Raw genomic sequence first — 12517 nt, forward strand, 5'->3', positions numbered from 1 at the left:
CACTCAAATGAATGCCCTTTTTATTATCAATTTGTCTGGTTACTTTATTTTCCTCTAGGGCGTTAACCACCAAACTGAAAACGTACACCTGCATTAACGGTAAAACCATCGTTGCGTGACCAAATATCGGTTGTCCAGCGGCCACTAGGTGCTTGTGCTGGCAGCAGTAATGGATCTTCTTTGGTCTGTCGCACATTCAGCAGATTTTCCGCATTAACAAACCAACTCACCTTACCAATAGTAATTTGGCCCAACAAACCTAAATGCCAATAGGCATCACTGCGCTCGCGATATGGGTTGTTTTCAAGCGCTTGCGTACCGGTGTAATACGCCTCAAAACCGAGTAAATGGCTGCCGTGCTCTTCCCACATTATCACTAATCCAGTTGAATGCCGTGGCGTTAAGGTGATCGGTGAACGGCCTGATGTCAACAAATTAGGTTTAGTAGCATCGGTATATAAATAACTACCAGTAAATTTAATGTCGTGCCAGCGATAACGCAGCAGCAGTTCTGCACCACTAATGCGGCTCTCACCTTGTGCATTAACTATCGCAACTTGTTTACCACTATTATCTTCAACATCAGCCTGTAAATTATTGAGAGTCGCTAGTTCAGTAACATTATCAATATGAGAAGCAAAGAAAGTAACGCTAGTTTCGATGTCACCAAGCGCATAGCTAACATCTATTGACGCAGTTGACGCTTGCTCTTCTTCAAGATCGGTCAATGGTGCTAAACGCGACAGCCCAGTTTCATCAATATCTTCGATAAATGGTGTTGGTGCGTAAAAGCCTTGACCGAAAGCACCGCGAATCGTCCAATTATCAGGGCTATAAAGCACAGAAATTCTCGGGCTAAATTGAGTGCCATATTCACTGTGCCAATCTGCTCTAGCGCTCAGTGATAGCGCAAGCTCGTCACTGGCATCATAATCTAGTTGCGTAAATAAACCGGGGACATCGTAGGTGTAGTTAAATTCAGAGAATGTTTCTGAATCAAATTGCTCTGACTGAAACGCCGCGCCAATGAGCCATGCCGCTTGATCGCCATAACCTGAAACACTGGACTCAATTAAGTAGCTTTGATGAGAATCGTCTTCAAACACAGTGCCGTATTGATGCTCATGATCTTGATTCATTGCCGAGCCACGCACATTTAAGTTCAATGTTTCAGTTAGCGGTGCGTCATAAATAAAGCCAAGATCGGTGCGCACAGTGTCTTGATCTTGCGCAAACGGATTTCCATCTGGCGCAGTCGCACCCTCGCGCGTGCCACCTGTACGCTGCTCTTTCATCGCCCCTAAGGTTAAGTAAAGGTTGGCACCATCCTCCCCTTGCCAGTAAAAACGCGGACGTACTGTCGCGCGGTCATAACCAGCCATATCAATCCAACCATCATCGTCGAGATCTTCTTCTTTTTGATGGTGAACGCCAGCAGTTACCGAAGCACTTAGCGTATCTGTTATAGGTGACGCAAAATAAGAGGTAATATCTTGTCCATCTTTTGAGGTTAAATTGACGAGTACCTCTCCCTCGACCTCGCCCTCTCTATTATGGCTAGGCGTTCGTGAAATTAAGTTGATCACACCACCTAGTGCGGAACCACCATAAAGCGACGACGCAGAGCCTTTGATAATTTCAACGTTCGCTAAATCTGTTGGGAGGATTTGTAATAAGCCGATAGACGCTGTTTGCCCGCCATATAGCGGCAAACCGTCACTGAGCAATTGTGTGTAACGTCCATATAAACCTTGCAAGCGAATATTGGCGCTACCAAGCGCTGGCGATGTGGTTTGCACACGCACTCCGCCAGTTTCAGCCACTAACATGGAAATATTGCCCGGACGCATTAGTGCTTTTTCTTGCACTTCTTCGCCATTTATCACTTCGGTTCGAGTGGCGGATTCAGTGACAATACGCCCTAAGCGGGAAGCGGTCACTTGAATACGTTCTACTCCGTTATCTGAATGGTCATGATGGTGATGACCACTTTCTTCTTGGTGGCGGTTATGTTCTTTGTGTTCGCCATGTTTTTCACTGGCGATTGATATGGCTGGCAACATCGCGACAGCAATGGCTAGGCTAATTTTATTCAAAAGCATTTTTACCTCGTGAATGCTTAGGTACTTAACGGGGCTTGCGTGTAAAGAGTTGCTCATGGCAACAAAGCACGTCTTTTAGTGTTTAATGATTAAAGATTTGGGCGCAAAGCCGTTTCTAGCTATTCACTCCAAGCTATTTATTCAAAGCTATTTGGGAGATATGCCAAAGCTTGCGCAAAAGTTTTAAGCGGCGCTTATCGGCGGGCGATAAAGCGAATTAGATATAAAATAGGTATGTGTAAACTGATAACTGTAAATAGGATTGGTAAGAAAAACAGGTGCTGGACTGCCAATAAAAGCCGTTAAATAAAGAGGTGCTGAGCACATACTGCCAGCACAAATACAGGAACCGTCACTACAATCGACATTGCAGCTTGGCTCACAATTCCCGTCGCAGCAGTCACTGTGTTGTTCATTGTCGGTTTTTTCGTGTTCTGGCCGTTCTGTGTCTAACTCTTTGGTATGAGCTAAGTCATTGTTTAACTTAACCGAAGCGAGAACCGTTTGTGTGTCGCCTGCTGTCTTGTCACTGGCGACAATGAGATCAGCAGTGGCTAGTGGATCAGCATTAGATGTATCAACACTAGATGTATCAACACTCAAGAAGTCATCAACCACAACAGTCTGCACTGCTGCCTGAGCGACAAAAGCAAACAATAACAGTAAGATGACAAAAACTCTAAATGACGAGTGATACATAAAATTCTCAAAATAATAGCGCTGTATATTCTAGTGCCAAGCTTTTATAAAAGGAATGGCTGGTGCAAATTTATGTACTGACCCTCGTTAAAATCGTCGTTTCTGTCATCACCCTTGTGACGATTTTCGTATTTACCGTTATCTGTTTTTTTACAGTCACCGTTTCTACACTCAGTTCGCAGCAATAATCCCTTGGCTTTTAATTGGCTAAAATGCTATCATGCCGCGCCTTTTTATTCTGGCTAAGATTTAAGCTTGGTTAACACTAGGTTTAAGTTGGTTAAATTAAAAGGTTTTCAGGTTGTTCTTGGTCGCAAAGAACAACAAATTTTGACTTATTAATAGAGTATTTATCATGACTGATTTATTTACTTTGGATGCTGAAGTACGTACTGACCTAGGGAAAGGTGCGAGCCGCCGCCTACGTCACGCGAACAAAGTTCCAGCTATCCTTTACGGTGAAGGCAAAGAGCCTGTATCTTTAACACTTGCTCACAACAAAGTATTCCGTGCGCAAGAAGAAGAAGCATTCTACTCTCACGTATTAACGTTAAACGTTGACGGTGAAAAAGTTGAGTGTTTATTAAAAGACATGCAACGTCACCCTTACAAGCCGCTAGTAATGCACATGGACTTCATGCGTATTGATGCTACACACGCTGTACACACTAACGTTCCAGTTCACTTCTTAAACGAAGAAGCTGCTGCGAAGAAAGGTGGTTCTGTTGCTCACCACATCGCTGAAATCGCAATTACTTGTTTACCAGGTAACTTACCAGAGTTCATCGAAGTTGATTGTGCAGACTTAGAAGTTGGTCAAACTCTTCACCTATCTGACGTTAAATTCCCAGAAGGCGTTACTTCTGACGAATTAGCTAAAGGTGAAAGCCACGACCAAGCTGTTGTTACATTAAACGCTCCTAAAGGCGGTAACGACGAAGCTGCTGAAGAAGAAGCGACTGAAGAGTAATCATAACGTTCGTTTATGACTATTCAATTAGTTGTGGGGCTGGGTAATCCCGGCCCTGAATACACAAAAACTCGCCATAACGCTGGCGTCTGGTTCGTCGAAGAACTTGCTCGCATCCATAACATCTCCTTAAAACCCGAAAAGAAATATGCTGGCCTGTATGGCAAAGGGCAAATTGCGGGTCAACTTGTTCATTTACTTATTCCAACCACTTTTATGAATCGCAGTGGTCAAGCCGTGGCACCGTTGGCGAATTTTTTCAAAATTCCCGTTAGCGAAATGCTGGTAGCACACGATGAAATGGACATGTCACCGGGAGTTTGTAAAATAAAAATGGGTGGTGGCCATGGTGGTCATAATGGCTTACGAGACATTATCGCCAGAATGGCAAATAATAAAGATTTCTACCGTTTGCGCATTGGTATTGGTCACCCTGGCCATAAAGACCGCGTAACCGGACACGTACTTGGCAAAGCACCTGCTGCCGAGCAAACGTTAATTGATCAAGCGGTTGATGAAGCAAGCCGCTGCTTTGAAATTTGGCTAAAAGACGATTTAAAGAAAGCACAAAATCGCTTACACAGCTTTAAAGCTGCTTAGTTCGGCTTTCTAGTGTTAGCCAAAAGCACTGACAAAAATTAATTTGCCGCACATCGGCGATAACGAGATAGGAAAAAATCATGGGTTTTAAATGTGGTATTGTTGGTTTACCAAACGTAGGTAAATCTACTTTGTTCAACGCATTAACAAAAGCGGGTATTGAAGCGGCGAACTTCCCGTTCTGTACCATCGAACCTAACACGGGTGTGGTACCTGTGCCAGATCCTCGCTTAGATCAAATCGCCAAAATTGTTAACCCTGAGCGCGTTATCGCAACCACTATGGAATTTGTTGATATTGCTGGTCTGGTTGCTGGTGCATCAAAAGGTGAAGGTTTAGGTAACAAGTTCTTAGCCAACATTCGTGAAACCGATGCGATTGGCCATGTGGTACGTTGTTTTGAAAACGAAAACATTGTTCACGTTTCGGGTAAAGTTAGCCCAAGCAGCGATATTGACGTAATCAATACAGAATTAGCCCTTGCTGATATGGACACGGCTGAGCGTGCTCTACAAAAACAAGCGAAAAAAGCCAAAGGTGGCGACAAAGACGCTAAATTCGAAGTACCTGTGCTAGAGAAAATCTTAGCGCACGTAGAAGAAGGCGAAATGATCCGCTCACTAGAGCTAACAAAAGAAGAGTTAGCTGCCGTTAAATACCTTAACTTCTTAACCGTTAAGCCAACTATGTACATTGCCAACGTTAATGACGATGGTTTTGAAAATAACCCATACCTTGATGAAGTTCGTGAAATTGCCGCCAAAGAAGGTGCCGTGGTAGTACCTGTATGTGCAGAAATTGAGGGTGAACTTTCGGAAATGGACGAAGAAGATCGCGAGATCTTCATGGAAGAAATGGGCTTAACTGAGCCAGGTTTAAATCGCGTAATCAACTCTGGTTACGGTTTATTGAGCTTACAAACTTACTTCACCGCTGGTGTTAAAGAAGTACGCGCTTGGACTGTGAAGCAAAATGCCACTGCCCCACAAGCAGCTGGTGTAATTCACACTGACTTTGAGAAAGGTTTTATCCGCGCTGAAGTTGTCGGTTTTGACGACTTTATCGAAAACAATGGTGAGTCAGGCGCGAAAGAAGCAGGTAAATGGCGCTTAGAAGGTAAAGACTACCTTGTAAAAGATGGTGATGTTGTTCACTTTAGATTTAACGTTTAAACCTACGTTAACTAAATGCTTAATCTGGCGTTTATCTTAATGATTGAAGAAGGAGCCTAATGGCTCCTTTTTTCTTTTCAGTATTTGATCAACTCACTCTCTATTTGCCATAACCTTAAAGCTTTAAAAAAGCACCTGCTTATACCTGTTTATATAACTGCTTATTTACATCCGCGTATATGAATACAAATCACAGGCTAAGAACAAGCTGCGAGCAGACATAGATTATTGATAGCTAAAAGTGGCTAATGCAGCGATTGCTCTTCTAATACTAGTTTTACCATTACTTCGTTAAATATACCGGTGCTTTAACTCTAGCTTCTTAACTCATCTCTTTTAACTGTGCAGTGATACTTCTAAAATATAAAAACAAATAACGCGTTAAATTGGTCGTAAAAACATGCTTCTCGCGTAGTAATTAAACGCCTTGTTGGTAATTTGTCCAAACAAACCAAAGTAGTCATATTTTTGCAAAAAAACGGTTGACGCGCTGCAATCAGATTTGCATAATACGCGCCACTTGCTGAGAGGCAAGATTGTAAATGGCTACATAGCTCAGCTGGTTAGAGCACATCACTCATAATGATGGGGTCCCAAGTTCAAATCTCGGTGTAGCCACCATTTACAATGCGGGAGTGGCGGAATTGGTAGACGCGCTGGATTTAGGTTCCAGTACCGCGAGGTGTGAGAGTTCAAGTCTCTCCTCCCGTACCATTTTAATAACAGGCTGTCTGTTATTAAAATATGAAACATCGTTGGGGTATAGCCAAGCGGTAAGGCAGCGGGTTTTGATCCCGTCATTCTCAGGTTCAAATCCTGATACCCCAGCCACTTTCATAGCCTAGGCTAAAGTTGTGGTGAGTATAAATCATCGATGTTTGCCCTTAAGATTGGGGTATAGCCAAGCGGTAAGGCAGCGGGTTTTGATCCCGTCATTCTCAGGTTCAAATCCTGATACCCCAGCCAATCTTAAGAAACAGCATGAAATCATGCGAGAGCGGTAACTCTATAAAAATACAATATTACTAAATGCGGGAGTGGCGGAATTGGTAGACGCGCTGGATTTAGGTTCCAGTGCCGCGAGGCGTGAGAGTTCAAGTCTCTCCTCCCGTACCATTTAGTAGAACCTTTCACTTATCTTTATGCACTAAAGAAGTGAAAGTTGTAAATGGCTACATAGCTCAGCTGGTTAGAGCACATCACTCATAATGATGGGGTCCCAAGTTCAAATCTCGGTGTAGCCACCATTTACAAATGAGTGTTGAATGTAGCACAAGAGCGGCGGCTCTATAATAACGACAACTTTTCAATGCGGGAGTGGCGGAATTGGTAGACGCGCTGGATTTAGGTTCCAGTGCCGCGAGGCGTGAGAGTTCAAGTCTCTCCTCCCGTACCATTGAAAAACTAGTAATGTCGTTCAGATATTACAAATCATCTCAATATGATTGGGGTATAGCCAAGCGGTAAGGCAGCGGGTTTTGATCCCGTCATTCTCAGGTTCAAATCCTGATACCCCAGCCAACTTTCTCTACATACTTTCCAGTAATTAAATTCCAAAAAAATTACTCGGTTAAATAATTGCCCAAATGCAATACCTATATCGGTATTCCGTTTATTCGTACATTATTAATTTGATAACATTACTTGTTTGATATTGCCTTTATCGAGTGGCGAAATTGGTAGACGCGCTGGCCTATGCTGAAGAAAAAGGGTTCCAGTGCCGCGAGGCGTGAGAGTTCAAGTCTCTCCTCCCGTACCATTGAAAACTAGTAATATCGTTCAGATATTACAAATCATCTCAACATGATTGGGGTATAGCCAAGCGGTAAGGCAGCGGGTTTTGATCCCGTCATTCTCAGGTTCAAATCCTGATACCCCAGCCAACTTTCTCTACATGCTTTCCAGTACTTAAATTCAAAAAAATTACTCAGTTAGATAATTGTTAAAATTTAACCCTATAGCTATGTTCAGTTATTTTTGAACTATCTGCTTTGATATTTACAAACAAATTGCTACTTGTAACTGTGATCTCATTGAGTTTTACGAAAAAGAATCGCAGTGTACGCGATTAAGCCTCAGATTCCCTATTTAAGAATAAAGCTTTATTAACGCTTCTTAGTCAGAAAGGACAATTTGATATGACTATAGGCAGTTTGTTTGGATGGCGAGAGAAGAAATGCCGTTAAATACTTTTTATTAAAGATGTTTTAACGACAAAGCACCTAATTAAAGATAGAGTTGAATAAATTAAAGGGCTTTAGGTTAAAGCCCACAAGCATACGCTAATACTTTGTTTTTAATCACAGGCGTAACACGCTGCGCCGCAAATAAGCCAATATTTCGAACCGCTTTTAAAACTGGTGAGTCATTAGAGAAAGTAGCGTATAGGCCGTCCATTGCCGACATCATTAATAAATTGTCTCTTCTGCGCATTTTTTCATAACGATTCAATACACTTGAAGCATGCCAGCTAGTGCCATTTGCAATAGCATCTGCAATCGCGTTACGAAGCGCGAGCACATCTTTAAAACCAAGATTCACGCCCTGCCCCGCTAATGGGTTAATTGTATGGGCGGCATCTCCTAGTAAGACAATATTACCTTGCACATATTTATTTGCATGTTGTCTGGTTAATGGAAAGTAGCCTTTATCAACAACTTCAACTTTACCGAGCTTCTCTGGGAAGTATTGTGAAATTTGCGCGGTTAGTTCTTCATTATTAAGTTGTGCTAATTGTTTTATGCGGTCTCTATCCTCATACCATACTAAAGAGGCATTGTGCCCTGGCATTGGCAGCATGGCTAATGGTCCAGATGGCGTAAACCGTTGCCAGGTGATGTCTTGTTGAGACAGCTCAGTTTTCACATTTATCAACATTGCTGATTGCTGGTAATTCCAACCAGTACAGCCTATTCTTGCTTGTTTTCTAACAAACGAATTAGCGCCATCGGCAGCTACCACTAACCGCGCGATAAAATTCTCCTGCGTAGTTTCTACCAAAACACTATCGACTTGCTGATTAATATTAGTTATTGGTTGCCCCAAAACTAACTTAATTCCCTGATGTTGCTCCACTTGCTGCCATAGTGAGAGTTGAATTAATCGATTCTCTACGATATGACCAAGATGCGGTTGATTAATCGCGTCGGCATTGAACTCTGCATAAGCAAGTTCTGACTCCCAAACCCCCAACCGACGATAAGGGCAAGCACGCCATTGCAGTATTTGTTGCCATGCGCCTAAGTCTTTAAGTAAGTTTTCAGAGGCTACCGATATCGCCGAAACGCGCAAATCGAAAGCTTGTTCATGAGAAAATTCTTGTGGCTGATGTTGCTCAAACACTACGACCTTGAGGCCAAGCTCAGCAAGAGATAACGCAGTAGCAGCACCAATCATACCGCCACCAACAATAAGTACATCGTACTGTTGCATAATTTAGTTTTAATTAACTTAGAAAAATCGTGTTTAGTTTAAAAGGTATTAACGATCTTGGCGAGTACCATCACAGTACTGAAAGCGCTTTTTATTTGATAAGTATCAATATTTAACACTCCATGCGAGTTATCTCTTCAAGAATTGAAATTAACGATTATACTCAAGTTGGCAATTCTGCCATTCCAATAATTAAGGAAAGATTATGTCTGCATTAAAAGAAGAAAAAATTGTCGCTCCGGATATTAAACTCGTATACGACCTAACAGAGAAACCAAATCTTACTAATTTACAAGCCAAGCCTGATCGTGCTGTGCTTGCTAACATGCGGCTTGATTTAGTGTTACCAGAAGATAACATCATGACCGTTGATATAGATTTTGACACCACAAGTGGCTACCATGGTAATACGATGATGGTAATGGATGACTTTGGTGTCGAAATGCTAGCAACAGCATTTGCAGTGAAGTATGGACAAGAACAAGCTGACGTTGTTACAAAAGCTTGGCAACAAAAACAACAACAAGATGATCCAAGAAAACCAACTTATTTACTGGTGCAAAAGCCTGAGTCTGAAGGCGCTTTACCAAAAGTCTATGCGATTTGCGGTACGAAAAAGCATGAAAACGACATTGCGCCGGACAGTATTATCTAATTTTCCACAAGCTATGTGGCAGCGCTTGCTGCCACTTTCACTATTGCCTATTTTCGTATCTTTACTTTTCCCATCAACTGCGAATGCCCAAGTAGACAACCTAGCAAAGGTTTATAGTATAACCCAAGACAGTAACGGCTTTGTTTGGCTAGCTGGACATCAAGGCTTAACGCGATTCGATGGCACCAACAGCATAACTTTTTCCGCCAACGATCCTAACTGGCAACTTCCCTTCACTTGGACACATGAAATAGAGCCACATGGTGAAAAGTTTATTGTTTCTTCAGAAAGCTTAGGCACATGGCTCTTCGACCCTAGCAATGGTCAGTTTGAGCAACTGAATATTAATACGGAGCGCTCAAGCCACTATCATAGTATCGAATTTAAAGGGAACTATTACATCTCATCTGGTAAGCGTGTATACAAACATGACAGTAGCACTAGCTTAACCAAAGACATCTTCAAGGGAGCAGCACCAACACATTTAGTCAAAACGTCGAACCACCTATACATGGACGCTGGTTATGAGGGTGCTTACATTCTAAAAGATGAGAAATTTAACCAATTAATTAGCGAGAAAGTAAATACGATCGCCGCGGTTGGCCAATACCTTATCGTAGTTACGCCCAACCAAATATACACGTATAACGGTGAGCAAGTTGTCGCCTCTATTCCCACAACTGCCGGTATTAATGGCATAGCGAAAGAGCACCATACAAATAACTTTTTTACCATTTCTAACGAAGGCGAAATCAAACGTTATAGAGCTGAGAACCTTACGGAACTGCCACATAACTACGAGCACGCAGATAAAGGACGTGTCAAAGCAGCCTATCATGATAGCTCTAAAGTCTTATGGCTGGCCTCTAACCTAGGTATACAAAGGCTTGTTGAAAGTTCTTTGCAAAATCATCCCGTGACTTTTGATGTCGCTAATAACTCTAACGAGATATCCGTATTTTCAGGAGAGTTAGTTATTGGTAGTTATGGTCAAGGTTTGCATGCCTTTGACCCTAAATCGACTATTTTTCCAGCCAACATTAACGAAGCATTTACGACCAGTGCAAAACGAGTCATGGATTTACAACCCGTCGGTGACGACCTGTTCATTGCGACATTTGATGGGCTTTGGCAGTTCAATGCTAAAAATGAAAGTCTAGCGCGTGTGCCATTTTCCAATAACAACAAACTACTGATAAAACTCGCATATCAAGATGGCCTACTTTATTTAGGTAGTAACTCTGACGGTCTTTATATTTATGATATAGAAAAGCAAGCAATCATAGATCATGTCAATAAAGACAAAGGCTTAACATCAGTTGAAATCATTGACATTCTCCCTTTTGACAATGGTGATGTATGGCTAGCGGGTACCAAAGGCATTTCAATCTACAATCGCTTTAGTAAGTACATTAACAATGTGCCAAATCTTGGCCCAAACAAAGTCATTTCACTCGAACATGCAAACGGCAAAATATTTGCCGGCACATTAGGAGACGGTATAAACATACTAGACCGTCAAGGGACTTTACTATCTGTGATTGCTCAAGGTATTGAGTTTACCTATAGCTCAACAATTAAAAACAAAATTTGGATCGGCTCTGCGGTTGGCCTATACACAATAGACCCAACCACTCATGAAGTTGCTCTAATTCCGACGACCGAAAAATATTCATTTTCTGATGCCGCACGCTTAGTTGGCGACTCAGTGTTTTATGCCCATTTTGGCGGTATATTAGAAGTCCCAATAGAGCAACGAAACACTTACAGCGCCGATGTTTATATTGGCAAAACAATTGTTTCTGGACGTCAGTATCTACAAAACCAGGAAATTAATATTTCATCTGCGAGTGACGTAGTGTCATTTGATTTGGTCAGTTTAGATTATCGTCCAGGCCAAGCAAAAAAATTCAAGTACAAGCTCAATAATGGCGCCTGGAATCATATCAATGGTAACCAGCTAACGTTAACGGGGTTGGCATCAGGTCGCTACAACATTGAAATTATGGCGACCAATAGCTTAGGTCAGTGGAGCGAGAAACGAGCTTATGCCAATATTAATGTTGCTTACCCATGGTATTGGACACTGCAGGCTCGCATTGTATATGCCGTTACCTTAATTTGTCTTATTGCATTGTTTTCTTGGACGTTTTATTTACGAACGCAATCCATTCGAAAAATCTATTTGCTGCTCGAAACAGAAGTAAAGCGCAAAGGGAAAAGCGCATTGTCAACACAACGAAACTTGCAATCAATCGTTACCTTGCTTCATGAAAACAAGCAAGAACAGGCAATTGAAATCGCCGAGCAATGTATCAGCCAATTTGCTAATGAAGAATCTGAAGAAACGCCAGACGCTCTTTACGGCAGTAATTTGAATATCGCGGTACCCTATTTCGCTGAATTTTTACATCGTAAATATCATGTGAAAATGACGTACGATTTGTATGCTAAAAACGAACAGTTGAGCTACGAGCTACAAGCCAATATTTATAAGCTAATATACGAAGCCGTAACATGCGCAATACTGCACGGTGACTCCAGTCACTTCCAATTAACGCTAAAAGAATTCAAAGATAAGCTTTGGCTAACCATCAGCGACGACGAAGACAGCTTTACTCATTTTAATAGCAAGGTTACGTTTAATATGTCGATGTATTACATTCGACAAATAGCTAATAAGTACAAGGCATCGGTTAACACCTTTGAGCCAAAAGACGATAAAGGCAGTCAAATTGTGATTAGCTTTCCGATGCGTCTTACTAGTTAACATATAAGCAGCGACTAATCTCAGGGTCGCTGTTCAACACGAAAGCCTATTGCCCTAGAGCCCTTATAAAGAGTAAAATACGCGACCTTAAATTCTCCAGCAAAAACTGGAATCAAT

At 42.0% G+C, this 12517-nt stretch carries 8 protein-coding genes and 9 tRNA genes; 14 read left to right on the forward strand and 3 right to left on the reverse strand.

Annotation, left to right across the window (positions count from 1 at the left end; translation table 11 throughout):
* Positions 1-62: 62 nt before the first annotated feature.
* Positions 63-2102 (reverse strand): TonB-dependent receptor plug domain-containing protein, encoded by a 2040-nt coding sequence (locus tag DXX94_RS04450; protein ID WP_116014121.1) that lies wholly within the window; start codon positions 2100-2102, stop codon positions 63-65.
* Between the two features lie 183 nt (positions 2103-2285).
* A complete protein-coding gene (locus tag DXX94_RS04455; protein ID WP_116014123.1) occupies positions 2286-2801 on the reverse strand; it encodes a hypothetical protein in 516 nt (171 codons plus the stop codon).
* 355 nt (positions 2802-3156) lie between these two features.
* Between DXX94_RS04455 and DXX94_RS04460 the strand changes: the two genes are divergently transcribed.
* From DXX94_RS04460 to DXX94_RS04515, 12 genes are all read left to right on the forward strand, one after another.
* On the forward strand, positions 3157-3771 hold the full coding sequence (locus DXX94_RS04460; RefSeq protein WP_374188827.1) for a 50S ribosomal protein L25/general stress protein Ctc: 615 nt from the start codon (positions 3157-3159) through the stop codon (positions 3769-3771).
* Between the two features lie 15 nt (positions 3772-3786).
* Positions 3787-4371, forward strand: coding sequence for an aminoacyl-tRNA hydrolase (gene pth, locus DXX94_RS04465; protein WP_115999748.1), 585 nt, complete (start codon positions 3787-3789; stop codon positions 4369-4371).
* Positions 4372-4451: 80 nt separating this feature from the next.
* On the forward strand, positions 4452-5543 hold the full coding sequence (ychF, locus tag DXX94_RS04470; protein ID WP_116014126.1) for a redox-regulated ATPase YchF: 1092 nt from the start codon (positions 4452-4454) through the stop codon (positions 5541-5543).
* A 544-nt stretch (positions 5544-6087) separates the two neighbouring features.
* Positions 6088-6164, forward strand: a tRNA-Met gene (locus tag DXX94_RS04475).
* A gap of 8 nt (positions 6165-6172) precedes the next feature.
* Positions 6173-6257, forward strand: a tRNA-Leu gene (locus DXX94_RS04480).
* A gap of 42 nt (positions 6258-6299) precedes the next feature.
* Positions 6300-6374 (forward strand) — tRNA-Gln (locus DXX94_RS04485).
* A 60-nt stretch (positions 6375-6434) separates the two neighbouring features.
* Positions 6435-6509, forward strand: a tRNA-Gln gene (locus DXX94_RS04490).
* Between the two features lie 65 nt (positions 6510-6574).
* Positions 6575-6659, forward strand: a tRNA-Leu gene (locus tag DXX94_RS04495).
* A 54-nt stretch (positions 6660-6713) separates the two neighbouring features.
* Positions 6714-6790: transfer RNA gene (locus DXX94_RS04500), tRNA-Met, on the forward strand.
* A gap of 64 nt (positions 6791-6854) precedes the next feature.
* Positions 6855-6939 (forward strand) — tRNA-Leu (locus DXX94_RS04505).
* 50 nt (positions 6940-6989) lie between these two features.
* A tRNA-Gln gene (locus DXX94_RS04510) sits at positions 6990-7064 on the forward strand.
* Positions 7065-7351: 287 nt separating this feature from the next.
* Positions 7352-7426: transfer RNA gene (locus DXX94_RS04515), tRNA-Gln, on the forward strand.
* Positions 7427-7805: 379 nt separating this feature from the next.
* Here the strand turns inward: DXX94_RS04515 and DXX94_RS04520 are convergent.
* The gene (locus tag DXX94_RS04520) at positions 7806-8975 is read right to left on the reverse strand and encodes an FAD-dependent oxidoreductase (RefSeq protein WP_116014128.1); all 1170 of its coding nucleotides are present in this window, start codon (positions 8973-8975) and stop codon (positions 7806-7808) included.
* 205 nt (positions 8976-9180) lie between these two features.
* Here DXX94_RS04520 and DXX94_RS04525 point away from each other — a divergent pair, with 205 nt between their 5' ends.
* The gene (locus tag DXX94_RS04525) at positions 9181-9630 is read left to right on the forward strand and encodes a hypothetical protein (protein WP_116014129.1); all 450 of its coding nucleotides are present in this window, start codon (positions 9181-9183) and stop codon (positions 9628-9630) included.
* Positions 9596-12400, forward strand: a complete 2805-nt coding sequence (locus DXX94_RS04530; protein ID WP_147302236.1) for a ligand-binding sensor domain-containing protein — start codon at positions 9596-9598, stop codon at positions 12398-12400. Before DXX94_RS04525 ends, DXX94_RS04530 begins: the two co-directional genes overlap by 35 nt.
* Positions 12401-12517: the final 117 nt, after the last annotated feature.

This window comes from Thalassotalea euphylliae (assembly GCF_003390375.1).
Classification (GTDB): Bacteria; Pseudomonadota; Gammaproteobacteria; order Enterobacterales; family Alteromonadaceae; genus Thalassotalea_F; species Thalassotalea_F euphylliae_A.

Excerpts from the sequence above, each read along its gene's own strand:
- DXX94_RS04450 (WP_116014121.1), bottom strand. The coding sequence starts at position 2,102 with ATGCTTTTGAATAAAATTAGCCTAGCCATTGCTGTCGCGATGTTGCCA.
- DXX94_RS04455 (WP_116014123.1), bottom strand. The coding sequence starts at position 2,801 with ATGTATCACTCGTCATTTAGAGTTTTTGTCATCTTACTGTTATTGTTT.
- DXX94_RS04460 (WP_374188827.1), top strand. The coding sequence starts at position 3,157 with ATGACTGATTTATTTACTTTGGATGCTGAAGTACGTACTGACCTAGGG.
- pth (WP_115999748.1), top strand. The coding sequence starts at position 3,787 with ATGACTATTCAATTAGTTGTGGGGCTGGGTAATCCCGGCCCTGAATAC.
- ychF (WP_116014126.1), top strand. The coding sequence starts at position 4,452 with ATGGGTTTTAAATGTGGTATTGTTGGTTTACCAAACGTAGGTAAATCT.
- DXX94_RS04520 (WP_116014128.1), bottom strand. The coding sequence starts at position 8,975 with ATGCAACAGTACGATGTACTTATTGTTGGTGGCGGTATGATTGGTGCT.
- DXX94_RS04525 (WP_116014129.1), top strand. The coding sequence starts at position 9,181 with ATGTCTGCATTAAAAGAAGAAAAAATTGTCGCTCCGGATATTAAACTC.
- DXX94_RS04530 (WP_147302236.1), top strand. The coding sequence starts at position 9,596 with ATGAAAACGACATTGCGCCGGACAGTATTATCTAATTTTCCACAAGCT.